This window comes from Pseudomonas sp. NPDC089918 (assembly GCF_050280605.1).
Taxonomy (GTDB): Bacteria; Pseudomonadota; Gammaproteobacteria; order Pseudomonadales; family Pseudomonadaceae; genus Aquipseudomonas.
Genome location: NZ_JBNNVP010000033.1, coordinates 51586 through 76765 on the forward strand (window position 1 = coordinate 51586; position 25180 = coordinate 76765).

The window sequence follows — 25180 nt, forward strand, 5'->3', positions numbered from 1 at the left end:
GTTGGCGATTTTGTTTGTTTCCAGAGTAATTGCTTTCATGTTTTTGACTCCTTGTCATTGATAGTGAGTGTCACTTCGCGGTGACAACTCAATCATAGGCTGTAATGAGTCCTTATCAAGGGGATATTAAGTAGGAAGATTCTAGTAATTTTGTCGGAGCGATCTGGCGGTAGGCGCAAGTTTGTAAGTTATATTCTTTTAAGTAAGAGATGCAGGGAAACGTCCTGCAAGTCAGTAGGACCGCAAGAGTAAGACGCAGAGGCTGAAGAGTGGATGGTGTGGCGTTAAAACGGCTGACGGAGAGCCTGTTGGCTCCCCGTCAAACCAGCGTACTCAGCTGTTTGGCAGCAGACGGCAGGTGATGCTCTTGATGTAGCGAGTCTCGGCAATCGCTGGGTGTACCGGGTGATCCGGGCCCTGACCACCGCGCTCCAGCATCTGGATGTTGCGGTCCAGGTGACGGGCGCTGGTCAGCAGGATGTTCTGCAGATCGTCTTCCGGCAGGTGCATCGAGCACGAAGCGCTGACCAGGATGCCGTCCTTGCTAAGCAGGCGCATGGCTTGCTCATTCAGGCGACGGTAGGCGCCTTCACCGTTTTTCATGTCTTTCTTGCGTTTGATGAAGGCAGGAGGGTCGGCCACGATGACGTCGAAACGCTCTTCGCTGGCTTTCAGTTCCTTCAGGGCTTCGAATACGTCGCCTTCGATGCAGGTCATTTTTTCGGCGACGCCGTTCAGTGCGGCATTGCGCTCGACGCCGTCGAGGGCGAAGGCCGAAGCATCGACGCAGAACACTTCACTGGCGCCGAAGGCAGCCGCTTGAACGCCCCAGCCGCCGATGTAGCTGTACAAGTCCAGTACGCGTTTGCCTTTGGCATAAGGGGCCAGACGCGCACGGTTCATGCGGTGGTCGTAGAACCAGCCGGTTTTCTGTCCCTGGATGACTGGCGCTTCGAATTTCACGCCGTTCTCTTCCAGCGCGACCCACTCCGGTACCAGGCCGAATACGGTTTCGACGTAGCGGTTGAGGCCTTCGGCATCACGGGCAGCGGAGTCGTTCTTGAACAGAATGCCGCTTGGCTTGAGCACTTGGGTCAGTGCCGCGATCACGTCGTCTTTGTGAGCTTCCATGGTCGCCGAGGCGATCTGGACGACCAGGATGTCGCCAAAACGGTCGACCACCAGGCCTGGCAGCAGGTCGGAGTCGCCGTAGACCAGGCGATAGAACGGCTTGTCGAACAGGCGATCGCGCAGGGACAGGGCAACGTTCAGGCGATGCACCAGCAGCGACTTGTCCAGCGGCAACTTGATGTCACGCGACAGCAGGCGGGCGCAGATCAGGTTGTTCGGGCTCATGGCAACGATGCCCAGCGGCTTGCCGCTGGCGGCTTCGAGGATCGCCTGGTCGCCGGCCTTGAAACCGTGCAAAGGCGTAGCGGCTACATCGATCTCGTTGCTGTAGACCCATAGGTGGCCGTTTCGCAGGCGACGGTCGGCGTTGGCTTTAAGGCGCAGGCTAGGCAGGGACATGACGTCGCTCCGGAAAAAAGAGCGGGAGTATAGCGTGTTGAGATCCCGGATAGGCCGGCGAGTGGACATGTGGCGAGGGAGCTTGCTCCCGCTGGATGGCGAAGCCGTCCCATAAGCGGTAGTTGCAGTGCACTCGGGCAAACCGCATTCGCTGGATTTGCGACTGCTTCGCAGCCGGACGGGAGCAAGCTCCCTCGCCACAGGAGGTTGTTTTGTACCCGGGAGAGGGCCCTGAGTATTTGCTGATGAAACTTCAAGCGATGTGCCGGCCAAAGGTGTCAGATCCATCTTTTTAAGGGTTAGAATCCCCGCCTGACCCGGAGTGTGTACTTATGTCCCAAGAGTTGACGACCGAACAGATTCAACAGTCCTTGCAAGGCATCAGTGTGCCGCCCCAGCCGCAGATCATGGTGGATCTGCAGATGGAGCAGTACATGCCCGACCCGGATCTGGAAGTGATCGCGAAGCTGATCTCCCAGGACCCAGGCCTTTCCGGCGCCTTGCTGAAAATCGTCAATTCGCCGTACTACGGCTTGAGTAACAAGATCACTGCGATCCAGCGGGCAGTGAATCTGTTGGGCAGCCGCTCTATCATCAACCTGATCAATGCGCAGTCGATCAAGGGCGAGCTTAACGATGATGCCATCGTTACACTCAACCGTTTCTGGGATACGGCGCAGGACGTGGCGATGACGTGCCTGACCCTGGCCAAGCGTGTCGGTGTTCAGGCCGGTGATGAAGCCTATGCGCTGGGTCTGTTCCACGATTGCGGCATCCCGTTGATGATCAAGAAATTCCCCGACTACATGAAAGTGCTGGAACAGGCCTATGCCAATGCCAGTGCCGAATGCCGGGTGGTGGATACCGAAAACAAGCAATACAACACCAACCACGCCGTGGTCGGGTATTACACCGCCAAGTCCTGGCGCCTGCCGGAACATGTCACCCAGGCCATTGCCAACCATCACAACGCCCTGGCCATTTTCAGCGATGAATCGTCACGCAACACGCCGCTGAAAAACTTGCTGGCGATCCTGAAGATGGCCGAACACATTTGCGCCTCCTTCCGGGTACTGGGCAACCAGTCCGAAGACCACGAATGGAACAGTGTCGGGCCTCTTGTGCTCGATTACATCGGCCTATCGGAATACGATTTCGAAACCCAGAAACAAGAGATTCGCGACCTCGCCACGCGTTGAGTGTCGAACCTCGCCTGATTCGAGAGCCCCATGCCTGAACTGCCGGAAGTCGAAACCACCCGCCGCGGGATTGCACCGCACCTGGAAGGCCAGCGCGTCAGCCGGGTGATCGTGCGTGAGCGCCGTCTGCGCTGGCCGATCCCCGAAGACCTGGATGTGCGGCTGTCCGGTCAGCGCATCGTGCTGGTGGAACGGCGCGCCAAGTACCTGCTGATCAACGCCGAAGTCGGCACGCTGATCAGTCATTTGGGGATGTCGGGGAATCTGCGGCTGGTGGAAGTCGGCCTGCCGGCGGCCAAGCATGAGCATGTGGACATTGAACTGGAATCGGGCCTGGCCCTGCGCTACACCGACCCGCGACGGTTTGGCGCGATGCTCTGGAGCCTGGATCCGCTGAACCATGAACTGCTGATTCGCCTCGGGCCGGAGCCGTTGACCGATCTATTTGACGGCGAGCGGCTGTTCCAGCAATCCCGCGGGCGTTCCATGGCGGTCAAACCGTTCATCATGGACAACGCGGTGGTGGTCGGCGTCGGCAATATCTACGCGACCGAAGCTTTGTTTGCCGCCGGCATCGACCCGCGCCGTGAAGCCAAGAGCATTTCCCGGGCACGCTATTTGAAGCTGGCGATCGAGATCAAGCGCATCCTTGCCCTCGCCATCGAGCGCGGAGGCACTACGTTGCGGGACTTTATCGGTGGCGACGGTCAACCGGGTTACTTCCAGCAGGAGCTGTTCGTGTACGGCCGTGGCGGTGAGCACTGCAAGGTCTGTGGCACAGGGCTGCGGGAAGTCAAGCTTGGGCAGCGCGCCAGCGTCTTTTGTCCGCGCTGTCAGAGCTGATACCGGCTACGGTCTATAGTCAGTGTTCTCACTGCCTAGCCGAAGGACCGTGCCATGAATCCGTTTCGAACCCTTGTTGTTGCGCTGCTGCTGAGCGTCGGTGCGTCCGCGCTGGCGGCTGAGAACGGCAGCGGCGATCCGCGCTACACCATCCAGAACCCACCGGCCTACGCCATGCTTGGCGACTTGCTGATTGCTCGACCTTTGTTGGTGGCGGCGACGGTTATCGGTGCCGGGGCATTTGTGCTGTCGTTGCCGTTTACCGCACTGGGCGGCGGCATTGGCGATGCGGGACAGGCGTTGGTGGTCGATCCGGCGAAAGCCGCATTTGTGCGGTGCCTGGGGTGTATCGGGGAGGGGTTTGAGCAGCGGGAGTGAAGCAGTTAAGTATTTGGTGTTGCTGATGACGCCTTCGCGAGCAAGCCCGCTCCCACATGAAATTTGTGAACGACGCAGATTCAATGTGGGAGCGGGCTTGCTCGCGAAGAGGCCCGGGAAGACAACACAAAACGGTCAGGCTCAAGCCTTGCCGGTAATCTTGCGGTACTTCTCCATCAACTGTTCTTCAGTCTCCGGATGAGCCTCGTCCAGCGGGATGCAATCGACCGGGCAGACCTGCTGGCACTGCGGTTCGTCGTAGTGGCCGACACATTGTGTGCACAGGTTCGGGTCGATCACGTAGATCTCTTCGCCTTGGGAGATGGCGGCGTTCGGGCACTCGGGCTCGCAGACGTCGCAGTTGATGCAATCGTCGGTGATGATCAGGGACATGCTAACTCCAGCCAGGGCAGCAGGCCCGGGCGCAATAAATCAATGCGCACAATTGTGCCGCATTGGCGCCCGCAGTGCACGCGGGCGCGATCAAGTGCAGCGTTCGAAGATTGCGGTAGCCGTAAAAGATCGCAGCCTTCGACAGCTCCTACTTTTTAAATCGTAGGGTGAGGGCGTCGGCCACCGCCGGGTGGACGAACTTGGTGATATCGCCGCCCAAGGCCGCGATTTCACGCACCAGCGTCGAGGAAATGAACGAATAACGCTCGGACGGCGTAAGAAACAGGCTTTCCACATCCGGTGCCAGTTGGCGGTTCATGTTGGCCAGCTGGAATTCGTATTCGAAGTCCGATACCGCGCGCAAACCACGCAGGAATACGTTGGCATTCTTCTCTTTGGCGAAGTGCGCGAGCAGCGTCGAGAAACCGACGACTTCAACGTTCGGCAAATGTTTGGTGACCTCGCGGGCCAGCTCCACACGTTGTTCCAGGGGAAACAGCGGGTTTTTTTTCGGGCTGGCGGCGACGGCGATGATCACGTGATCGAACAGGCGCGAGGCGCGTTCGACCAGATCGCCATGGCCCTTGGTAATAGGGTCGAAGGTACCTGGGTACAACACTCGGTTCATCGCGTCGTCCTGGCGGGAGTCCGTTGGGGAGTCGGATGGTATCGCAGCCTTCCCGGTCGGCCAAGTCGCCTGTTGGGTAAGAAAGCACTATAGACGATGGGAATATTCCGCGTTTTCATGGGTTTTTCAAACGTTCAGCCAGCGAAGTCGCCAATTGTGCCGTCAGTCCGTAGACCGACAATTGGGGGTTTGCCCCAATGCTGGTGGGGAAAAGCGAGCCGTCATGAATCGACAGATTGGCGAGTTGGTGATGTTGGCCGAGGCTGTTGGTCACGGCATTTTTCGGGTCTTCACCCATGGCACAACCGCCCATCACATGGGCACTGCCCAGGCGCGTTCGATACAACTCAAGGCTCAGATCATCAATCAGCGTGCGCGCCTGGGCGAGGGTTTTCACGTAACGAGCGTCGGCGTGCATCGGCATCACGGCGTTGGCGCCACCGGCGAACTGGATCTCGGCCATGCTGTGGAAAGCCCGGCGCAACCCGTCCCAGGCGTAGGGTGAAACCTGATAGTCGAGCACCGGTGTGCCGTCACCGCGCAATTCAACACTGCCGCCAGGGCTGTCCGGGTGAAAACCATCCCGCAGCAACGCCAGCATGGCGTGGGTGTGCGGCAGGTTTTCCATATGCCGGGCGCTTTCCGTGCCAAAACCACCGAGTAACGTGCTGGCCAGCGCCGGATGCAGCGGTGGAACTTCAAGTTTGTAGGACATCTTGCCAGTGGTGCCATCTTGCCACTGGAAATGGTCGGAATAGATCGACTGCGGCGCGCCGTAAAACGGGTTGATCACCTCATCAAACAGCCCGGCGGACATGTTTACCAGATGCAGGAATGTCCGTTTACCCAGCCGCTCGTGAGGATCCGGCGCTTCGGAGCGCAATAGCAGCGCCGGGCTGTTGATCCCGCCGCCAGCCAGTACGTAATGCCGCGCCTTGACCGTAATCGTGCGTCCGGTGGGCGCAACGCAACGCTCATCCATCGCCACACATTGCAGCCCCGTAACCCTGCCGTCTTTGATCGACAGCTTTTCTGCGCGGGCCAGATAGAGCAGCTCGCCACCTTTTTCCAGGGTCGCCGGGATGGTCGTGACCAGCATCGATTGCTTGGCATTGGTCGGGCAACCCATGCCGCAGTAGCCGATATTCCAGCAGCCGCGCACGTTGCGCGGAATCACATGCCAGGCGTAGCCGAGTTTTTCGCAGCCCTTGCGGATGACGTCGTTGTTGGCGTTGGGTGGCACCCTCCATGGCGCGACACCCAGGCGTTGTTCCATTTTCTCGAACCAGGGCGCCATCTCGGCCGGCGTGTGGCCTTTGACGTCGTGCTCTTTGGCCCAGTGTTCCAGTGTCGGGTCCGGGGTGCGAAAGCTTGATGTCCAGTTGATCAGCGTGGTGCCGCCCACCGCCCGTCCCTGGAGGATGGTGATCGCGCCGTCCTTGCTCATGCGCCCGATGCCTTCCTGATAGAGGCTGCTGTAGGCCTGGTCTTCGAGCATCTTGAAGTCGCTGCTGGTCTTGAGCGGGCCTTCTTCGATCAGCAATACCTTGTAGCCGGCGGCGCTGAGGATTTCGGCGGTGGTCCCGCCGCCGGCACCGCTGCCGATGATTGCCACGTCCGCTTCGAGGGTCAGGTCCTCGGTCAGTCGGGCGCCGTTGTAGGTTTTCCAGCCACGGGCCAGGCCTTCGCGGAACGGATCGGGTACGGGCATGTTTGGGGTTCTCTTATTATTTTGGGTTCTGTGGTGAGGCAGCAGACGCTATCGCGAGCAGGCTCGCTCCCACATGGATCGCGTAACCCCTGTGGGAGCGAGCCTGCTCGCGATGGGGTCGCCACGATTTCAAACCGTAGGCGGCCCGGGATACCCGCAATGCGCCCATGACTCCGCCCGGCTGTACCACGCCATCATCACCATTTGCAGCAACGAGCTGTGGCCCATGCGCAGCAGGCTCAATGAGCTGTTTTCCCAGCGGTCGAGAAAGTGCCGGATCTGTTCACTGCTGGCGTTTTCCCAGCTACCCCAGATCCCGGTCAGTGGCCCGCGGGTAATGCTCATCCCCAACACGTCGAACAATTGCCGGGTCAGTTTGAGCATTTCCGGCGACAGGTGATTCAGGCCGTTATCCAGGCAGTGCAAGGTCTCGGCGACGGCGGCCGGCATTTTTTCGATGCTCACGGCGCCATCGAGCATCACCGGAATCACTGTCCGCAGAAACAGCAGGTCGCCGCTGCGCAGAATCGCGAACCCGCTGGCAGGGTTGCTCGACGAGCAGCCGCTGAGGCTCGCGCCTAATCCGGCCGTGGCTAGAAAAGCGCTGGCGCCGAGGCTGAATTTAAGCAGGCCGCGCCGTGACAGCGCGGGTGTGTCGGACAGGCTTGGGCTCATTATTGTTATTACCCGGCGATGATGATCGTTAGCGGATAAACAGCTTCTGGATCAGTTTCTGAATGGATTTACCGTACGGCGGATAGATCAGTTTCGCCGCATTGAAGCGTTGTTTGATCAGCACGCCTTTGGCCTTGCTGAAGGTCAGGAAACCCTCGTGGCCGTGGTAGTGGCCCATGCCCGAGGCACCGATGCCGCCGAACGGCATGTCGTCCTGGGCAACGTGCAGCAAGGTGTCATTGAGGCAAACGCCGCCGGAATGGGTTTCGTGGAGGACGCGGTTTTGTTCGCGCTTGTCGTAGCCGAAGTAATACAGCGCCAGCGGGCGAGGCCGTTGGTTGATGTAGGCAAACGCTTCATCGAGATCCTTGTACGGCACGATTGGCAGCAACGGGCCGAAGATTTCGTCCTGCATCACCGTCATGTCGTCGCTGACGTTGAGCAACAGGCTATGACTCATGCGCCGGCCCTGGCCCTGGTCGAACAGCGGGATCAGCAATGCGCCCTTGCTGGTGGCGTCGCTGAGGTAGCCGTTGAGCCGCGCCAGTTGCCGGTCGTTGATGATGGCGGTGTAGTCCGGGTTGTCGGCCAACGTCGGATAAAACCCGCGAACTGCCTGACGATAGGCTTCGACGAAAGAGCCGACGCGGTCTTCAGGCACCAGCACGTAGTCCGGGGCGACACAGGTTTGCCCGGCGTTGAGGGTCTTGCCGAAAGCGATGCGTTCGGCGGCGTCCTTGAGCGGCACATCGCGGGAAACGATGGCCGGGGACTTGCCGCCCAGTTCGAGGGTCACCGGGGTCAGGTTCTCGGCCGCCGCGCGCATCACGTGTTTGCCGATGCTGGTGGCGCCAGTGAACAGCAAGTGATCGAAACGCAACCGCGAGAACGCCACACCGATATCAGCCTCGCCCAGCACCACGCAGACCAGGTCCTGGGGAAAGACTCGGCCCAGCAACTCCTTGAGCAGCAAACCGGTGGCGGGGGTCGATTCGCTGAGTTTGAGCATCACCCGGTTGCCTGCCGATAACGCACCCACCAGCGGCCCGATGGCCAGGTAAAGCGGGTAGTTCCACGGCACGATCACTCCGACCACGCCCAACGGCTGATAAACCACTTTGGCCGACGCTGGTTGAAAGGCGAGGCCGACTTTGCGTCGCGAGGCTTTCATCCATTCTTTGAGGTGCCGGCTGGCGTAGTGAATGCCGTGCAGGCTGGGCATCAGTTCGGCGAGCAGGGTTTCATCGGCGCTGCGGTGGCTGAAATCCTGGCTGATCGCATTGATCAGGGCCTGGCGCTCATTGCTCAGCAGGTCCTTCAACGCCTTTAGCCATTGCTGGCGCTGAGCTGCGGGTGGCATCGGGTTGGCGGCATACGCCGCGCGTTGAGCATCGAACAGGGTTTGGAGTTCGTCCAGAGGCTGCTGCAGGTTCTTCAGGTAGGCAATGTCTGCAGGCATGGTCGGCTCCGGATTTATTGTAATGAGGGACTTTTTAGAGTCTATACTCTAGAAAGTCAAATGGCGCTCTGGCACAGCTTTGTTTTATCCATGCGCGGATAGGTCGTAAGATGCCCCTCATCGCACTCTGAATTAAAGCTCAAGCCATGGCCCCTCGGATCAAAACCAGCGAGCGCATCGTGCAGAACAGCCTGGAGCTGTTCAATCAACAGGGCGAGCGCAGTATCAGCACCAACCACATTGCTGCCCACATGGAAATTTCCCCGGGCAACCTGTACTACCACTTCCCCAACAAGCAGGCGATCATCGCCGTGTTGTTCAGTGAGTACGAAAACCTGGTGGACAGCTTCCTGCGCCCGCCCCAGGGCCGCGCAGCGACAGTCGAAGACAAGCGCTTCTACCTCAAGGAACTGCTCGCCGCCATGTGGCAATACCGCTTCCTGCATCGCGACCTCGAGCATTTGCTCGACAGCGATCCTGAGCTGGCTGCCCGTTACCGGCGTTTTTCCCAGCGCTGCCTGATCCAGGGCACACACATCTACGCGGGTTTCGTCGAGGCTGGCATTCTGTGCATGGACAAGGTTCAGATCGAATCCCTGACCCTCAATGCCTGGATCATTCTCACCTCGTGGGTGCGTTTTCTGTGCACTACGCGGGAAAATTCCAACCATCTGAGCGAACAGGCCATCAAACGAGGCGTGTATCAGGTGCTGGTGCTGGAGGCCGGGTTTGTCACGGATCAATCTCGCGATGCGGTGAATGCACTGTTCGAAGAGTTTTATGTACCGCTGGCCCAGGCGCTGGAAGAAGTGGGATAAAGAGTGCAGCAGGATTGCAGACAGACAAAATCACAGGAGCCCGTTATGCCCATTGCGCAACTGATCAGCCCGCAAGCGTTGGACCTGAAAAAGGAGACGCCGGGGCTGGTGATTCTGGATTGTCGTTTTGCCCTCGAAGACCCTGATTACGGGCAACGCAGCTACGCCGAAGGGCATATTGCCGGATCGAGCTTTGCCGATCTTGAGCGTGATTTGAGCGGTGAAGTGGTCAAGGGGGTTACCGGGCGTCATCCATTGCCTGAACCCGCCGACTTGATCGAACGCTTTCAAGCCTGGGGCATCAACGCCGACAGCGAAGTGGTTTTGTACGATGACGGTCCCGGCGCCTACGCGGCACGGGCCTGGTGGTTGCTGGCGTGGCTGGGCAAGCAAGATGGCGTGTTCATTCTCGATGGCGGGCTGAAAGCCTGGCACGCCGCCGGATTGCCCCTGAGTCTTGATCCGCCGTCGATTGCCCGTGGCACCTTCACCGGGACGCCGGATGCTTCGTTGGTGCTCAGCGCCCAACAGCTCCAGCAACGTCTCGGCCAGCCCGCGTTGACCTTGCTCGACGCCCGCGGCTTGCCGCGCTTCAAGGGCGAAGTAGAGCCGATCGATCCGATTGCCGGGCACATCCCCGGCGCACAATGTGCCGCGTTCACCGATAACCTGGGCAGCGACGGGCGGTTCCTGCCGGCCGAACAGCTCAAGCAGCGGTTTGCCGCGAAGCTCGGTGATCGTTCACCGACAGAGCTGGTCGCGTATTGCGGTTCCGGCGTGACCGCCTGCCACAACCTGTTCGCCCTGTGCCTGGCGGGTTATCCGTTGGGAGCGTTGTATGCCGGGTCGTGGAGCGAGTGGATCAACGATCCTGCGCGAGGCGTCGCCAAGGGCGAGTAATCCCCAATCCATTGTGGGAGCGAGCCTTTGTGGCGAGGGGGCTTGCCCCCGTTCGGCTGCGAAGCAGTCGCAGATCGGGACGATACGGTCTAACTGAAAAACCATATCCGCTGGCTTCGGGAGCGCTTCGCACTCCAACGGGGGCAAGCCCCCTCGCCACAAAGGCTCGCTCCCACATGGTTAATAAGGTGCTCTTGAGATTTCACAGCTGCCGCGCGCTGCGATACGCCCCCGGTCCCACTCCGTAAACCTGTTTGAATTGCCGGCTCAGATGGCTCTGGTCGGCAAAGCCCAGCTGCGTCGCAACTTCCAGCGGCAGGCAGCCGCGCTTTAACAGCGCCCGGGCCCGGGCGATACGCTGCTGCATCAACCAGGTGTGTGGCGGCATGCCGGTGGCTCTGCGGAACACCCGGGCGAAGTGGAAGGGCGACAGGTTCACCGTCGCCGCCAGTTCTTCCAGCGAGGGCGGCGCCGCCAAGCGTGATTGCAGCAGTTCCTTGGCCAGGGTCACCGCCCGGTGTTCCTTGCCAGGTTTGCTGGCGGTCGGAACGGCTGCGTGACGTTGCAACAGCGACAGCATCATTTCCCGCCAGGCCGTTTGCTGCTGCAGCGCCGTGGACGGACTCTCCAGCAAACAATGCAGTTGGCAGAACCCCTTCACCAGATCCGGATCGCGATACAACGTGGCGCCAAACGCCGGCAAGGTATCGGTCGGCAGTTCGAGCTCGTCCAGCAGTGAAAGAATCTGCCCGCTGTCGGGATAAAACGCCCGGTATAACCAACCGTCTTCCGTACCTTTGTGGCCGGTGTGCAGTTCATCCGGATTGATCAGCACCAGCGTGCCGCTACCCGCCAGATGCTCGGCACCTCGATAGCGATAACGCTGGGCGCCGGCCATGATCATGCCGATCACATAGCCGTCATGCACATGGGGGGCGAAGCGGTGTTCGATGTAGCGTGCGGACAACAACTCGACCCCGGCCAACGGCGCCGTTTGCCAGAAATGAATCGACTCGCCCTGATCCAGCCCCATGGTTTACTTGCGCCCTGTGGTGGCGAGCCATTGGGGAATGCGCCTTTCCAGGTAGTAACCCGGTTGCCGGAACGAGCCCTCGACGAAGCCGACATGCCCACCCTTGGCCTGCAATTCGAATTGCGTGGAGGCAGACAATTCGTCGGCATGCGGCAGGCTATGAGGAAAGACAAACGGGTCATCGGCCGCCTGGATAATCAGGGTCGGTGTGCGAATCTCCCCAAGGAAATAACGACTCGAAGCGCGGCGATAGTAATCCGCGGCATCGGCGAAACCATTCAGCGGTGCGGTGACCCGGCCATCGAAATCCCAGAAGGTGCGCATATTCTCCAGCGAGCCCAGCGCCGCCAATGCCGCCAAGCCATCCTGATGCCCTTCATGCTGGAATCTGCGCTGCTTGTTCTTGATGTAGGCGACCATCTCCCGCATGAAATGCGCTTGATAGAATTTGGAAAAACCCTGGCTGATACGATCGGCACACTGGTCGAGCCGAAACGGCACCGACACCGCCACCGCGCCAAGTACGCCGCTGTTGCTGCCGGTTTCGCCCAGGTGCTTGAGCAACACATTGCCGCCCATGGAGTAACCGACTGCATACAGCGGTGCGAGAGGGCGCTGGGTTCGCAGGTGCTTGATGGTTTCGGCCAGGTCTTCGCTGGCCCCGGAATGGTAACTGCGCGGCAGCAGATTGGGTTCGCCGGAACAGCCTCGCCAGTTCAGCGCGACGCTGGCCCAACCCTGGGCGCCCAGCGCCTTCTGCACACCGGCCACGTAAGGTGAATTCGATGAGCCGGTCAGGCCGTGCAGCACCAGCACCAGTGGCACATTCGCGCTGTGGGGGCCATGCCAGTCCAGGTCAAGGAAGTCGCCGTCTTCGAGCCATAAGCGTTCGCGCTCGCGGTCCAGGTGTGTGGTTTTGCGCCATAGCGGTCCCCACAAGGTTTGTAAATGCGGATTGCCCAGGCCGTAGGCGGGGGTGAAACGTTCTGGCAGATGGGACACGATTGCTCTCGATGCAGCGGTGCTTACCCGCAGCGTTAACTGACTGAGCTTCGCACCGTTTTTACAGGCCGGACTAACCGGCGATCCCTGCCATACGTTGCCACAACGCGTAGTACACCCGTCCTGATTTTTGCTCCCGATGCAGGCGCCAATTTTCTGGCAAACCCAATATCGACGGTGCCGTTTCGCTTTCAGTGTAGACCCACGCATCGTCACTCAGCCAATGACGCTCTTCGAGCAAAGTGCAAACGGCAGGCAACAGATTCTGATTGAACGGCGGGTCGAGAAACACCAGATCGAATGCCGTGGCCGGTTGGGTTTCGAGATAACGCAAGGCGTCGGCAGTCTGTACCTGACCGGTTGTGCAGCGCAGGGTGCCCAGATGTTCCTTGATGCTCGCTACCGCAATGTTACTGGCATCCAGTGCCTGGCCCATTGCTGCGCCACGGGACAAAGCCTCGAGAAACAACGCGCCGCTACCGGCAAATGGGTCGAGCACCTTGGCCCCGGCGACATAAGGCGCGAGCCAGTTGAACAGAGTTTCACGGACTCGGTCCGGCGTTGGACGCAAGCCTGGCGCATCGGGGAAGCTCAGCTTTCGGCTGCCCCATTCACCGCCGATGATGCGCAGTTGATTCACACCGTTGTGCACGTTGTGAACAGGTTTTTTAGGACGCGATGGACGAGGGCCGGTCATCAGTTATTTCCTGTGTCGCGTTGTTGTCTGAAAGCGGGCCAGGCAAGGCGCAGTCCGCTGGTAATGTTTGTTCCCTTGCCAAGGACTGCAACGCAGCCTGGCCCGCTTTCAGACACAACCCGAAGGGCCGGGCCTGCTGTGGCGCAGGGCTGCGTTACTCGGAGCTTATTTGGAATGACCAAACCACGCTCCTCGCGCCTTGCCCTGCACCACAGCAGGCCCGGCGCGACACAGGAAATAACTGATGACCGGCCCATCATTAATGCTCCGGAACCCCGAGCGGTTGCTCGGCAGGTTTGTCAGTAGGGGCCGGCAACGGCTTTTGTGGCACGGTCGGACCAGCGCTGACGATGACCAGTTTGTCCGTGCTCAGGTGTTTGTTCAATGCGGTTTTGACTTGCTCGACGGTCAGGCTCTGGGACTGCTGCATGAAGTCTTCCAGGTAGCTCAGCGGCAAGTTGTAAAAACCCATGGCGCCGAGCTGCCCGACGATATCGGCGTTGCTGGCGGTGGACAGCGGGAAGCTGCCGGCCAGTTCGCGCTTGGCATCGTCGAGTTCTTTCTCGGTGGGGCCGGTTTTAAGGTAGTCGGCGAGCACGTCCTGCACCAGTTTCAGCGTGCCTTCGCTCATCTCGGCGCGGGTTTGCAGGTTGATCATGAACGGCCCGCGAGCCTGCATCGGGCTGAAACCCGAATACACGCCATAGGCCAGGCCGCGCTTCTCGCGCACTTCGCTCATCAACCGGGTGCCGAAACCACCGCCGCCAAGGATCTGATTGCCCAGCGACAGTGCTGCGTAATCCGGATCGTCACGATCGATGCCCAGTTGCGCGATCATCAGGTTGGTCTGCTTGGACGGAAACTCGATGTGGCCGATGCTGGGCTTGGGGTCGGTCGGTTGTTCGATTTTCGCCAGGGCCGGCCCTTTGGGCAGGTCGGCGGACACTTGTGCAGCAACCGCCTCGGCCTCGGCGCGCGACAAGTCGCCCACCAGTGCAATCACCACGTTGCCAGCAGCGTAGGCTTTCTGATGGAAGGCCCGCAACTGCGCCAGGGTAATCGGTGGAATGCTTTTCGCCGTGCCATCGCTGGAGTGCGCGTACGGGTGATCGCCATACAAGCGGTTCATCAGCTCCAGGCTGGCGAGTTTGCCGGGGTTCTGTTTCTGGTATTCGAAGCCGGCCAGCATCTGGTTCTTGATGCGTGCAAAGGAATCGGCGGGGAGGGTCGGTTTGCCGACCACTTCAGCAAACAGCTTCAAGGCAGGCTCGCGTTTATCCGCGGCACTGAGGCTGCGCAGCGAGGCAATCGCCATGTCTTTATAGGCGCCGTTACCGAAATCGGCCCCCAGGCCTTCGAAGCCCTGGGCGATAGCGCTGACATCCTTGCCGGCCACACCTTCATTGAGCATGGCATTGGTCAGCAGTGCCAGGCCGGGAGCATCGCCGTCCTGGCTGCTACCGGCAGCGAAGATCAGGCGCATGTCGAACATCGGCAGCTCACGGGCTTCGACGAACATTACCTTGGCGCCTTCGGCGGTGTTCCAGGTTTGCACGTTCAGCGAGCGATGGCTTGGGGCCTTGCCGTCGAGTTCTGCCAACGATTGCAGTTTCTGGCTGGCCTTGGCTTTGTCGAGGGCTTCGCTGGCGCTGGTTTTGTCAGACTTGGAGAAATAGAAGACGCCAGACCCGAGCAATGCAATGACGATCAGGCCGATCAGGGCCAGGCGCGGTTTTTTACGCTCACTCATGAGTCGTCTCCTGTGGCAGTACATGGGCGACGCTGAGACGTGCGCGAGTGAAATACAGCTTGGCGGCCTTCTGGATGTCTTGCGGGGTCACGTTTTCCAGTTCGGCGAGTTCGGTGTCCATCAGTTTCCAGGACAGCCCGACAGTTTCCAGTTGGCCAATGGCGGTGGCCTGGCTGGTGATCGAGTCACGCTCGTAGACCAGGCCGGCAATCACCTGCGCTCGTACGCGCTCTAGCTCTTCAGTGGACGGCGCGGTGGTTTTCAGTTGTTCAAGCAGTTTCCACAGGCCTGCTTCCGCCTGGGCCATGGTTTTTTTCTTCTGGGTGTTCGGCGTGGCCGACAAGGTGAACAGACTGTCGCCACGGGTGTAGGCGTCGTAGCTCGACGAACCGCCGGACACCAGCTCTTCGCCGCGTTCCAGTTGCGTCGGGATCCGGCCGCTGTAGCCGCCGTCGAGCAGTGCGGAGATCAGGCGCAGAGCGTTCACCGAGCGCTTGTCTTCGGCGGTAGCGATGCTCGGCACGTTGAAGGCCAGCATCAGGCTCGGCAATTGGGTCTGCACATGCAGGGTGATCTTCCGTTCGCCGGGCTCGGCCAGCTCCAGCGGGATTTTCGCGGGTGGCACGTCACGCTTGGCGATAGGGCCGAAGTAACGCTGGGCCAGGGTTTTGACTTCGTCCGGGGTCACGTCACCGACCACCACCAGGGTGGCGTTGTTCGGCACATACCAGGATTGATACCAGTGGCGCAGTTCTTCGACCTTCATGCGGTCGAGGTCCACCATCCAGCCGATGGTCGGCGTGTGATAGCCGCTGGCGGGGTAGGCCATGGCCATGAAGCGTTCGTAAGCCTTGGACATCGGCTTGTCGTCGGTGCGCAGGCGACGTTCTTCCTTGATCACCTCGATCTCGCGGGTGAACTCGTCGGCCGGCAGGCGCAAATTGGCCATGCGGTCGGCTTCCAGCTCGAAGGCCACGCCCAGGCGGTCACGGGCCAGTACTTGGTAATACGCGGTGAAGTCATCGCTAGTGAAGGCGTTCTCTTCGGCACCGAGGTCGCGCAGGATCAGCGAGGCTTCGCCGGGGCCGACTTTCTCGCTGCCCTTGAACATCATGTGTTCCAACGCGTGGGACAGCCCGGTCTGGCCCGGGGTCTCATAGCTTGAGCCGACCTTGTACCAGACCTGGGAAACGACGACTGGCGCACGATGGTCTTCGCGCACGACAACCTTCAGGCCGTTGTCGAGGGTGAATTCGTGGGTGGGTTGTGGATCGGCAGCCAGGGCCGAGAGGGGCAGACAAACTGTGCTGAACAGCAGGCCTGCAGCGCGGCGGGCTAGAGCATTCATTCGTTTTTAAACCTGTTGGGCTGCCCGCTTGGTCTTAGCCTAGGCGGGCGAGGAGGTGCTAGGATACTGATCCGTTTTACTGGCGGCCACGCCTATCAGGCCTTTACGTTTGATCAGGTTGTATGGGTTTACGGCAGAAGGCTGGGGTTTATCGACTAAACTCTGCTTTTTCGCCGATTTTGCCGCTTCAGTCCTTCGTGAAATCGTTTTTTGCAAGGTGCCGTTTGCACCTCGACAAAATGTTGCGCGTGAACAAGCTGGATGAATCGCAGTCTGTTCTGCATCGAATTATTTATTGCCGAGGCGCCCTTTGGCGCGTCGCTACCGTGAGATAGCCGTCCTCCATGTTTGGTTCCAACGACGACAAGAAGACCCCAGCTGCGGCTGGCGAGAAGAAAAGCCTGTTCGGATGGCTGCGCAAAAAGCCGCAGGAACCCGTTGTCGAACAGCCACAACCACTTCCTGAGCCAACACCAGCGCCGGTTGCCCTGCCAATCGCCGAGCCGGTGCTGCAATCCGCGGCCGAGCCTGCGCCTGAAACCGAAGTCGTGGCCCCATTGCCGCTGACGCCAGCCGCCGAGCCGTGGCTGACGTTGCCGGTGGCGGAAGAGCCGGTGGCGTTGGTCGAAGATGAACAAGCAGCTCACATCACGCCGCCGATTCCGGCCCCGACTGCGTTTGCTCCTGAGCCGGTTCGCGCGCCGGTGGTTGAGCCGGTCGTTGAACCTGTGTTCGTGGCCGAGCCTGTGCTGGTTGCTCCAGAGCCTGAAGTGCCGGTATTTGTTGCTCCGGTTGCTCCGGTTGCTCCGGTTGCTCCGGTTGCTCCGGTTGCTCAGGTGCCAGAGCCTGCACCTGCACCTGCACCTGCACCTGCACCGGTTATCGCTCCTGTCGCCACCACGCCCATCGCTCCCGTCGAAACACCGGTCGAGCCTGTGCGTACCGAGGAGACCAAAGCCGGTTTCTTCGCCCGTCTCAAACAAGGCTTGTCCAAGACCAGCGCCAGCATCGGCGAGGGCATGGCCAGCCTGTTCCTCGGCAAGAAAATCATCGATGACGAGTTGCTCGAAGACATCGAGACCCGTCTGCTGACCGCCGATGTCGGCGTCGAAGCGACGTCAGTGATCATTCAGCGCCTGACTCAGAAAGTCGCCCGCAAAGAACTGGCCGATGCCGACGCGTTGTACAAATCCTTGCAGGCGGAACTGGCGGCGATGCTCAAGCCCGTCGAGCAACCGCTGAAAATCACCTCGCAGAACAAGCCGTTCGTGATTCTGGTGGTGGGCGTCAACGGCGCCGGCAAGACCACCACCATCGGCAAACTGGCGAAGAAACTGCAACTGGAAGGCAAGAAAGTCATGCTCGCCGCCGGTGATACTTTCCGTGCCGCCGCAGTCGAGCAATTGCAGGTCTGGGGCGAGCGCAACAAGATCCCGGTGATCGCCCAGCACACCGGCGCCGACTCGGCTTCGGTCATCTTCGATGCCGTGCAGGCCGCCAAGGCTCGTGGCATTGATGTGCTGATCGCCGACACCGCCGGTCGTTTGCACACTAAAGACAACCTGATGGAAGAACTGAAAAAAGTTCGCCGGGTGATCGGCAAGCTTGATGCCGACGCGCCCCATGAGGTGCTGCTGGTGCTTGACGCCGGTACCGGCCAGAACGCCATCAACCAGGCCAAGCAATTCAACCAGACCGTCGAACTGACCGGCCTGGCGCTGACCAAACTCGATGGCACCGCCAAGGGCGGGGTGATTTTCGCCCTGGCCAAGCAGTTTGGCTTGCCGATTCGCTATATCGGTGTCGGCGAAGGCATCGACGATTTGCGTACTTTTGAAGCAGAACCCTTTGTCCAGGCATTGTTTGCCGAGCGGGAGCGTTCATGATTCGTTTCGAACAGGTCGGTAAACGCTACCCGAATGGTCACGTCGGCTTGCATGAGCTGAGCTTTCGAGTCCGTCGGGGCGAATTCTTGTTTGTTACCGGCCATTCCGGCGCCGGTAAAAGCACCTTGTTGCGCCTGCTGCTGGCGATGGAACGTCCGACCACCGGCAAGTTGCTGCTGGCAGGGCAAGACCTGAGCACCATCAGCAATGCACAAATCCCTTTCCTGCGTCGGCAAATCGGCGTGGTGTTTCAGAATCACCAGCTGCTGTTCGATCGCACGGTGTTCAACAACGTCGCGTTGCCGCTGCAGATCCTTGGACTGTCGAAGGCCGAAGTCGCCAAGCGCGTGGACTCGGCCCTGGAGCGCGTGGCGCTCTCGGACAAAACCGATCTCTATCCCGGCGACCTGTCCACCGGCCAGCAACAGCGGGTCGGCATCGCTCGCGCCATTGTTCACCGTCCGGCCTTGCTGCTGGCGGACGAACCCACCGGTAACCTCGACCCGCGTCTGGCGGCAGAAATCATGGGCGTGTTCGAAGACATCAACCGTTTGGGCACCAGCGTGCTGATCGCCAGTCACGACCTGGCTCTGATTGCCCGCATGCGTCATCGCATGCTCACCCTGCAGCGTGGCCGATTGATCGGCGACGGGGAGGCTGGCGTATGAGTGCAACACGTAGCCCCAAGGTTTCCGAGCGCGTGGCCCCGAAAGCCGCTGATCCGCAACCGCAGTCGCAGAAGAAAAAGCGCGACGATGACGATGGCCCGGATTTCCCTACGCTGTTCCGTGCCTGGATCGAAAGCCATCGCGCCAGTCTGCTGGACAGCTTGCGCCGCTTGGGCAAACACCCGATCGGCAGCTTTTTCACCTGCATGGTGATGGCGGTTGCCCTGAGTTTGCCGATGGGCCTGTCACTTTTGCTAAGTAACGTCGAGCGTCTCGGCGGTTCCTGGCAGCGTGCGGCGCAGATTTCCCTGTACCTGCAACTCGATGCCAGCCCTGAACAGGGCGAGTCGTTGCGTGAGCAGATCAAGGGCATGCCGGGCGTGTCCGAAGCCGAATACGTGGGGCGCGATCAGGCGCTGGAAGAGTTCCAGCAGCAGTCCGGGCTGGGCGAAGCGCTCAAGGAACTCCCGGAAAACCCGCTGCCGGGCGTGGTCCTGGTGACCCCTAACGAGGTCGACAAGCCCGCGCTTGAAGCATTGAGACAAAAACTTTCCGAATTGCCGAAGGTACAACAGGCGCAACTTGATCTAGTCTGGGTCGAGCGTCTGGCAGCCATCCTCAAGCTGGGCGACCGATTTGTCTTCGGTCTGACCGTGCTTTTGGTTTCTGCATTACTTTTGGTGATAGGCAATACCATTCGTCTTCATATTGAAAACCGCCGCACAGAGATAGAAGTGATTAAACTCGTCGGCGGCACTGACAGCTATGTGCGCAGGCCCTTTCTGTACATGGGTGCGCTTTATGGCTTTGGTGCGGGGATTCTTTCCTGGGGTGTATTGGCGTTCGGCCTGAACTGGCTGAACGACGCGGTGGTTGGACTGGCCGGTTTGTACGGCAGTGATTTTGCGCTGGCCGGAGTGCCAGTTGCCGACGGTCTATCGCTCTTGCTTGGCGCGGTGCTGTTGGGGTATATCGGTGCATGGATTGCAGTCGCACGCCACCTGCGGGAGCTTGCGCCAAAGTAATATCATTTTGCTCGTATTGACCTTTCAGCGTTTATGGGAACTTGTCTTTTGGTTTCCGGTCAATTTTCGCAGTGCTGAACTGCACGAGTTATGTAAGTCGGAGGTTTTTTCGTATGACCAATTCTTTGCAGCCTGCATATGCTCTGGTCCCGGGTGCAAACCTGGAGGCCTATGTGCACACGGTGAACAGCATTCCATTGCTGACACCGGAGCAGGAGCGTGAACTGGCCGAGAGTCTCTATTATGAGCAGGATTTGGGGGCGGCTCGGCAGATGGTGCTCGCCCACCTGCGTTTTGTCGTACACATTGCCCGTAGCTATTCCGGCTACGGCCTGGCCCAGGCTGACCTGATCCAGGAAGGCAACGTCGGCCTGATGAAAGCGGTCAAGCGTTTCAACCCGGAAATGGGTGTACGCCTGGTGTCCTTTGCGGTGCACTGGATCAAGGCAGAAATCCACGAGTTCATCCTGCGCAACTGGCGGATCGTGAAAGTCGCGACCACCAAGGCCCAGCGCAAGCTGTTCTTCAACCTGCGCAGCCAGAAGAAACGTCTGGCCTGGCTGAACAACGAGGAAGTCCATCGCGTGGCGGAAAGCCTCGGCGTAGAGCCGCGGGAAGTGCGCGAGATGGAAAGTCGCCTGACCGGACATGACATGGCTTTCGACCCGGCCGCGGAAGCGGACGACGACAGTGCATTCCAGTCGCCGGCCAACTACCTGGAAGACCACCGGTACGATCCCGCCCGTCAACTGGAAGACGCTGACTGGAGCGACAACTCCAACCACAACCTGCACGAAGCGCTTGAAGTGCTGGACGACCGCAGCCGTGACATCCTCTACCAGCGCTGGCTGGCAGAAGAAAAAGCCACGCTGCACGACCTGGCGCAGAAGTACAACGTGTCGGCCGAGCGTATTCGTCAGCTCGAGAAGAGCGCGATGAACAAGCTCAAGTTGTCGATCGCCGCATAACCTGCGCGCCGGCAATAAAAAACGCCCCGATCATTGATCGGGGCGTTTTTGTTGGTGCCCATTTTTCAGGCTCGCCTTGATCCCTGTGGGAGCGGGCTTGCCCGCGATGACGGCTGATCATTCAACATTGATGTCGACTGGCACTACGCCTTCGCGGGCAAGCCCGCTCCCACAGGGTTCTGTAGTGCCCGAAAAATCGTGAGCGGTTACTGAGACCAAGGTGCCCGGCGCGAATCGTTGAGGCCGAGCAGATAGCTATCCCCACCTAACTGACTCATCTGCTGGCGAATCCACCCGGCCCGTCTTGCAACGTAAGAGGTTGGATGACTGGCGCTCCACACCCGCGGGTTTGGCAGTACCGCAGCCAGTAAACTTGCCTGCTGTCGGGATATCGAGCGAGCGCCTACACCAAAGTGATGCCGAGCCGCCGCTTCGGCGCCAAACACGCCTTCATCCCACTCGACGCTGTTGAGGTACACCTCAAGAATCCGCTGTTTGGGCCAGAGCACCTCGATCAGCCCGGTAAACCAGGCCTCCAGGCCTTTGCGCAGCCAGCTGCGGCCAGACCACAGAAACAGGTTCTTCGACACTTGCTGGCTCAGAGTGCTGGCACCACGAATCGAGCCGCCGCGCTCGTTATGCGCAAACGCTGCCTGAATTGCGCCGAAATCGAAGCCCCAATGCTCGGGAAACTTCTGATCTTCGCCGGCAATCACTGCGACTTTCAGGTCGTCGGAGATCTCATCCCAGGGTTTCCAGGTGCGTTGCAGGTCGATGGGTTCGCCGTCGAACCAGGATTCGATCTTGCGCTCGACCATCAACGCCGTTCCCGGTGGCGGCACCACCCGAAACAGCAACACCAGCAATACGCTGCCAGCCGCGAACCAGAGCAGGGCCTTCGTGAAACGACGGAAAATTAACTGCAGCATAGAGATGGCTTGGCCGAACCCGTTGAGCCGGCCATTATACAGACCCTGTTGATCGAGTCTGACTGGAGTTCTTCATGTTGCGTGGCTTCCTGATGCTGGCTGCTTTTTTCGGCTTCACCGGTGTTGCCTTGGGCGCATTCGCCGCCCATGGCCTGAAAAGCCGCCTGAGCGCCGAGTACCTGGCGATTTTCCATACGGGCGTCACCTATCAACTGGTGCATACCCTGGCGCTGCTGGGTGTAGCGCTGCTCGCCACGCAAATTCCCGGTCGACTGATCACCTGGGCCGGCGCATCCTTTGCCATCGGCATTCTGCTGTTTTCCGGCAGCCTGTACCTGCTGACGATCACCGGCGTCAGCAAGCTCGGGATCGTTACGCCCTTCGGTGGCCTGGCGTTCCTGGTCGGCTGGGTTTGCCTGGGGCTTGCCGCCTGGCGGTTGAGCTGACCACGCGGTCCATTTCGTGACGAATGGCTTGGGTCGGCCTGACTGATCGGGCTAGAATGCCAGCCCCTAAAAGTGATGGCGGCATTCGGTATGCGCATTCAATTGAACGGCGAATCCCTTGAACTGCCCGACGGTGAAACCGTTGCGGCCCTGCTGACCCGTCTGGAACTGACCGGGCGCCGGGTGGCGGTCGAGCTCAATCTGGATATCGTCCCGCGCAGCCAGCACGCAGAAACCACCCTAAATGATGGTGACTCCGTAGAAGTCGTGCACGCCATCGGCGGCGGCTAGTCGTCTGGCCCAAGAGGCCACAGAATTATTCTGCAAGAACCTCACCCCTACAGAGGATTTCCCATGAGCATCGTTCGTAGCGACAAGCCCTTCGTCCTGGCCGGTCGTACTTACCAGTCGCGTTTGCTGGTAGGCACCGGCAAGTACCGCGACATGGAAGAAACCCGCCTGGCCATCGAAGCCTCGGGTGCCGAGATCGTCACCTTCGCCGTGCGCCGCACCAACCTCGGCCAGAACCCGGGCGAACCGAACCTGCTCGAAGTCCTGTCGCCGGATCGCTACACCTTCCTGCCTAACACCGCCGGCTGCTTCGATGCTACCGAGGCTGTGCGCACCTGCCGCCTGGCCCGTGAGCTGCTCGGCGGCCACAACCTGGTGAAGCTGGAAGTGTTGGCGGACCAGAAAACCCTGTTCCCCAACGTGATCGAAACCCTCAAGGCCGCCGAAGTGCTGGTCAAGGAAGGTTTCGACGTGATGGTTTACACCAGCGATGACCCGATCATTGCCCGTCAACTGGCGGAAATCGGTTGCATCGCGGTGATGCCGCTGGCCGGTTTGATCGGCACGGGCCTGGGGATCTGCAACCCGTACAACCTGCAGATCATCCTCGAAGAAGCCAAGATCCCGGTGTTGGTGGATGCCGGTGTCGGTACCGCCTCCGACGCCACCATCGCCATGGAGCTGGGTTGCGAAGCGGTGCTGATGAACTCGGCCATCGCCCATGCCCAGCAGCCGATCATGATGGCTGAAGCCATGAAACACGCCATCGTTGCAGGTCGCTTGGCCTACCTCGCCGGCCGCATGCCGAAAAAACTCTATGCCAGCGCCTCCTCGCCGCTGGATGGTCTGATCAAGTAAGAGCCATTGATGACTGAATCAAACGACACGCCAATCCAGACGGAAGAAGGCGACGAGCGTCAACACCGCCGCATCAAGAGTTTCGTGATGCGCGCCGGGCGCATGACTGAAGGCCAGCAACGTGGTCTGGACCAAGGCACACCGCTGTTCGTGCTGCCTTTGGCCGATGCACCGGTGGACTTCGATCAGGTGTTCGGTCGCTCAGCGCCGCGCTCGCTCGAAATCGGCTTTGGCATGGGCCATTCGCTGCTGGAAATGGCCGCGGCCTCGCCGGAGCAGGATTTCATTGGCGTTGAAGTTCACCGTCCGGGTGTCGGTGCGCTGCTCAATGGCGTGCTGACTCAGGGCCTGACCAACCTGCGCGTCTACGATTGCGATGCAATCGAAGTGCTCAACCGTTGCATCGCCGACAACAGCCTCGATCGCCTGATGCTGTTTTTCCCGGACCCGTGGCACAAGAGCCGTCACCACAAGCGTCGTATCGTTCAGGCGTCGTTCGCCGAGCTGGTGCGCAGCAAGTTGAAGGTCGGCGGTGTGTTGCACATGGCCACTGACTGGGAACCGTACGCCGAGTACATGCTGGAAGTGATGAACGTCGCGCCGGGCTATCGCAACCTCGCCGAAGACGGCAAATGCGTCCCGCGCCCGACCGAGCGCCCGATCACCAAGTTCGAACGCCGCGGCGAACGCCTTGGGCATGGCGTGTGGGATCTGAAGTTCGAAAAACAGTCTTAAGTACAACGCTGTAAAAACTGTGGGAGCGAGCCTGCTCGCGATAGCGTCACAACATTCAACATCTTCGTTGACTGTCTGACCGCTATCGCGAGCAGGCTCGCTCCCACAGTTGTTTTCGGTTGTAACTGAAGTCAGCGGCGATCAGCGACCACGCCAATCAACACCAGCACCACCAACAACACCGGCGCCAGGCTGTAGTTGTTGAACTGGCTCAGGCCTTTGATGATCCATGGAGTTGCATAGATCAGCGCCACGCCGCTGCCGACCATGCACAGCAGGGCCATCAGCGGGACGCGCAAGGCGCCGGCGATGCTGCCCAGGCGTTGGTCGACCCAACCCTTGATGTCGGCGCCAAACAGCACCAGCAGGCAGCCCACCAGCGCCAGCGAGATTTCCGACAGGTTGCTACGGCTCCAGCGGGACACGGTGGCGAGCAGGTCGAGTACCAGATCCATTCGATTTCCTTATGTCAGAAATTTTTGCAGCAAGTCATTGAGAAAGAGTTGTCCGCGCAGCGTGGCCGCCAGACGTGACGGTTCGACCTGCAACAAGCCACTTTGTTCGGCCTCGCGGCGAGCTTCGGCGAGGCTTTCCAGGGGCAGCCCGGTGCGCTCTGGATACAACCGCGCTTCGACGCCCTCGGTCAGGCGCAAGGCGTTCATCAGGAACTCGAACGGCAGTTCTTCGTCGGGCAGCGCTTTCTCGCCAGCCTTGAAGCTTTTGGCCGGATTGAGGTAGTCCTTCGGCAAGCGGGTCTTCCAGGTACGGACGATGCGCCCGTCCGGATGGCTGAGCTTGCCATGAGCCCCGGCACCGATGCCGATGAAGTCGCCGAAACTCCAGTAATTGAGGTTATGCCGCGCCGGACGACCGGGCAGGGCGTAGGCCGAGACTTCGTATTGCGCGTAACCGTGTTCGGCCAACAGCGCCTGACCGGCCTCTTGAATGTCCCACAGGGTGTCGTCTTCCGGCAGCGTCGGCGGCTGGTTCCAGAACACCGTGTTCGGTTC

General features: G+C 60.0%; 26 protein-coding genes and 1 pseudogene. 13 read left to right on the top strand and 14 right to left on the bottom strand.

All coding sequences use genetic code 11. The features are described 5' to 3' along the window. Nucleotides 1-333: 333 nt before the first annotated feature. Nucleotides 334-1530 carry a class I SAM-dependent rRNA methyltransferase gene (locus ACQKPC_RS21665; RefSeq protein ID WP_007897847.1) on the bottom strand — a complete coding sequence of 399 codons (1197 nt, stop codon included), beginning with the start codon at nt 1528-1530 and terminating at the stop codon, nt 334-336. 386 nt (nt 1531-1916) lie between these two features. Here ACQKPC_RS21665 and ACQKPC_RS21670 point away from each other — a divergent pair, with 386 nt between their 5' ends. Genes ACQKPC_RS21670 through ACQKPC_RS21680 form a run of 3 tightly spaced genes read left to right on the top strand, consistent with a single transcriptional unit; the run spans nt 1917 to nt 3950 of the window. Next, a complete protein-coding gene (locus ACQKPC_RS21670) occupies nt 1917-2729 on the top strand; it encodes an HDOD domain-containing protein (RefSeq protein ID WP_192345012.1) in 813 nt (270 codons plus the stop codon). A 30-nt stretch (nt 2730-2759) separates the two neighbouring features. Then, nucleotides 2760-3572, top strand: a complete 813-nt coding sequence (mutM, locus tag ACQKPC_RS21675) for a bifunctional DNA-formamidopyrimidine glycosylase/DNA-(apurinic or apyrimidinic site) lyase (RefSeq protein ID WP_008068069.1) — start codon at nt 2760-2762, stop codon at nt 3570-3572. Between the two features lie 54 nt (nt 3573-3626). Further along, complete coding sequence (locus ACQKPC_RS21680) at nt 3627-3950, top strand: hypothetical protein (RefSeq protein ID WP_008068070.1); 324 nt, start codon at nt 3627-3629, stop codon at nt 3948-3950. A 141-nt stretch (nt 3951-4091) separates the two neighbouring features. Here the strand turns inward: ACQKPC_RS21680 and ACQKPC_RS21685 are convergent, their stop codons facing one another. The 5 genes from ACQKPC_RS21685 to ACQKPC_RS21705 form a co-directional block, all read right to left on the bottom strand. Beyond that, entirely contained in the window at nt 4092-4343 is a 252-nt protein-coding gene (locus tag ACQKPC_RS21685; protein ID WP_003195146.1) for a YfhL family 4Fe-4S dicluster ferredoxin, read from the bottom strand. Nucleotides 4344-4491: 148 nt separating this feature from the next. Then, entirely contained in the window at nt 4492-4971 is a 480-nt protein-coding gene (gene coaD, locus ACQKPC_RS21690; protein WP_007897855.1) for a pantetheine-phosphate adenylyltransferase, read from the bottom strand. A 115-nt stretch (nt 4972-5086) separates the two neighbouring features. After that, nucleotides 5087-6682 (bottom strand): GMC family oxidoreductase N-terminal domain-containing protein, encoded by a 1596-nt coding sequence (locus ACQKPC_RS21695; protein ID WP_427626204.1) that lies wholly within the window; start codon nt 6680-6682, stop codon nt 5087-5089. A gap of 129 nt (nt 6683-6811) precedes the next feature. Continuing rightward, nucleotides 6812-7357 carry a twin-arginine translocation pathway signal protein gene (locus ACQKPC_RS21700; protein ID WP_427626205.1) on the bottom strand — a complete coding sequence of 182 codons (546 nt, stop codon included), beginning with the start codon at nt 7355-7357 and terminating at the stop codon, nt 6812-6814. A 28-nt stretch (nt 7358-7385) separates the two neighbouring features. Next, nucleotides 7386-8816: a coniferyl aldehyde dehydrogenase gene (locus tag ACQKPC_RS21705; RefSeq protein WP_427626206.1), complete on the bottom strand. Its 1431-nt coding sequence runs from the start codon at nt 8814-8816 to the stop codon at nt 7386-7388. 146 nt (nt 8817-8962) lie between these two features. Here ACQKPC_RS21705 and ACQKPC_RS21710 point away from each other — a divergent pair, with 146 nt between their 5' ends. After that, nucleotides 8963-9634, top strand: coding sequence for a TetR/AcrR family transcriptional regulator (locus ACQKPC_RS21710; RefSeq protein WP_008068078.1), 672 nt, complete (start codon nt 8963-8965; stop codon nt 9632-9634). 45 nt (nt 9635-9679) lie between these two features. Continuing rightward, nucleotides 9680-10534 carry a sulfurtransferase gene (locus ACQKPC_RS21715; protein ID WP_427626207.1) on the top strand — a complete coding sequence of 285 codons (855 nt, stop codon included), beginning with the start codon at nt 9680-9682 and terminating at the stop codon, nt 10532-10534. Between the two features lie 202 nt (nt 10535-10736). Here ACQKPC_RS21715 and ACQKPC_RS21720 read toward each other — a convergent pair whose 3' ends face one another. The 5 genes from ACQKPC_RS21720 to ACQKPC_RS21740 all read right to left on the bottom strand — a co-directional run bounded on the left by ACQKPC_RS21720 (nt 10737) and on the right by ACQKPC_RS21740 (nt 16364). Continuing rightward, nucleotides 10737-11567, bottom strand: a complete 831-nt coding sequence (locus ACQKPC_RS21720) for an AraC family ligand binding domain-containing protein (RefSeq protein WP_427626208.1) — start codon at nt 11565-11567, stop codon at nt 10737-10739. A gap of 3 nt (nt 11568-11570) precedes the next feature. Next, a complete protein-coding gene (locus ACQKPC_RS21725; RefSeq protein WP_008068083.1) occupies nt 11571-12569 on the bottom strand; it encodes a hydrolase in 999 nt (332 codons plus the stop codon). A gap of 73 nt (nt 12570-12642) precedes the next feature. Further along, on the bottom strand, nt 12643-13266 hold the full coding sequence (rsmD, locus tag ACQKPC_RS21730) for a 16S rRNA (guanine(966)-N(2))-methyltransferase RsmD (protein ID WP_427626209.1): 624 nt from the start codon (nt 13264-13266) through the stop codon (nt 12643-12645). Between the two features lie 259 nt (nt 13267-13525). Further along, the gene (locus ACQKPC_RS21735; protein ID WP_427626210.1) at nt 13526-15016 is read right to left on the bottom strand and encodes a M16 family metallopeptidase; all 1491 of its coding nucleotides are present in this window, start codon (nt 15014-15016) and stop codon (nt 13526-13528) included. Next, a complete protein-coding gene (locus ACQKPC_RS21740; protein ID WP_427626211.1) occupies nt 15009-16364 on the bottom strand; it encodes a M16 family metallopeptidase in 1356 nt (451 codons plus the stop codon). Before ACQKPC_RS21740 ends, ACQKPC_RS21735 begins: the two co-directional genes overlap by 8 nt. 344 nt (nt 16365-16708) lie before the next feature. On the opposite strand from ACQKPC_RS21740, the gene ftsY reads away from it, so the two are divergent. The 4 genes from ftsY (at nt 16709) to rpoH (ending at nt 20911) form a co-directional block, all read left to right on the top strand. Beyond that, on the top strand, nt 16709-18250 hold the full coding sequence (gene ftsY, locus ACQKPC_RS21745; RefSeq protein ID WP_427626212.1) for a signal recognition particle-docking protein FtsY: 1542 nt from the start codon (nt 16709-16711) through the stop codon (nt 18248-18250). Next, the gene (ftsE, locus tag ACQKPC_RS21750; RefSeq protein WP_007897888.1) at nt 18247-18918 is read left to right on the top strand and encodes a cell division ATP-binding protein FtsE; all 672 of its coding nucleotides are present in this window, start codon (nt 18247-18249) and stop codon (nt 18916-18918) included. The genes ftsY and ftsE overlap by 4 nt, the downstream gene beginning before the upstream one ends. After that, nucleotides 18915-19943, top strand: coding sequence for a permease-like cell division protein FtsX (gene ftsX, locus ACQKPC_RS21755; protein ID WP_427626213.1), 1029 nt, complete (start codon nt 18915-18917; stop codon nt 19941-19943). Before ftsE ends, ftsX begins: the two co-directional genes overlap by 4 nt. Nucleotides 19944-20056: 113 nt before the next feature. After that, complete coding sequence (gene rpoH / locus ACQKPC_RS21760) at nt 20057-20911, top strand: RNA polymerase sigma factor RpoH (RefSeq protein ID WP_007897890.1); 855 nt, start codon at nt 20057-20059, stop codon at nt 20909-20911. A gap of 206 nt (nt 20912-21117) precedes the next feature. Here the strand turns inward: rpoH and mtgA are convergent, their stop codons facing one another. Continuing rightward, nucleotides 21118-21840, bottom strand: coding sequence for a monofunctional biosynthetic peptidoglycan transglycosylase (gene mtgA / locus ACQKPC_RS21765; RefSeq protein WP_427626214.1), 723 nt, complete (start codon nt 21838-21840; stop codon nt 21118-21120). Between the two features lie 74 nt (nt 21841-21914). Between mtgA and ACQKPC_RS21770 the strand changes: the two genes are divergently transcribed. The 4 genes from ACQKPC_RS21770 (at nt 21915) to trmB (ending at nt 24170) form a co-directional block, all read left to right on the top strand. Next, nucleotides 21915-22286 carry a DUF423 domain-containing protein gene (locus ACQKPC_RS21770; RefSeq protein ID WP_427626215.1) on the top strand — a complete coding sequence of 124 codons (372 nt, stop codon included), beginning with the start codon at nt 21915-21917 and terminating at the stop codon, nt 22284-22286. Nucleotides 22287-22376: 90 nt separating this feature from the next. Beyond that, nucleotides 22377-22577 carry a sulfur carrier protein ThiS gene (thiS, locus tag ACQKPC_RS21775; RefSeq protein WP_007897898.1) on the top strand — a complete coding sequence of 67 codons (201 nt, stop codon included), beginning with the start codon at nt 22377-22379 and terminating at the stop codon, nt 22575-22577. Between the two features lie 63 nt (nt 22578-22640). Beyond that, nucleotides 22641-23435 carry a thiazole synthase gene (locus tag ACQKPC_RS21780; protein WP_007897902.1) on the top strand — a complete coding sequence of 265 codons (795 nt, stop codon included), beginning with the start codon at nt 22641-22643 and terminating at the stop codon, nt 23433-23435. Between the two features lie 9 nt (nt 23436-23444). Further along, nucleotides 23445-24170 carry a tRNA (guanosine(46)-N7)-methyltransferase TrmB gene (gene trmB, locus ACQKPC_RS21785; RefSeq protein WP_007897906.1) on the top strand — a complete coding sequence of 242 codons (726 nt, stop codon included), beginning with the start codon at nt 23445-23447 and terminating at the stop codon, nt 24168-24170. 131 nt (nt 24171-24301) lie between these two features. Here the strand turns inward: trmB and ACQKPC_RS21790 are convergent, their stop codons facing one another. Beyond that, a complete protein-coding gene (locus ACQKPC_RS21790; RefSeq protein ID WP_007897907.1) occupies nt 24302-24625 on the bottom strand; it encodes a DUF3392 domain-containing protein in 324 nt (107 codons plus the stop codon). Between the two features lie 9 nt (nt 24626-24634). Further along, nucleotides 24635-25180: pseudogene (locus ACQKPC_RS21795) on the bottom strand (radical SAM family heme chaperone HemW); the annotation flags it as partial.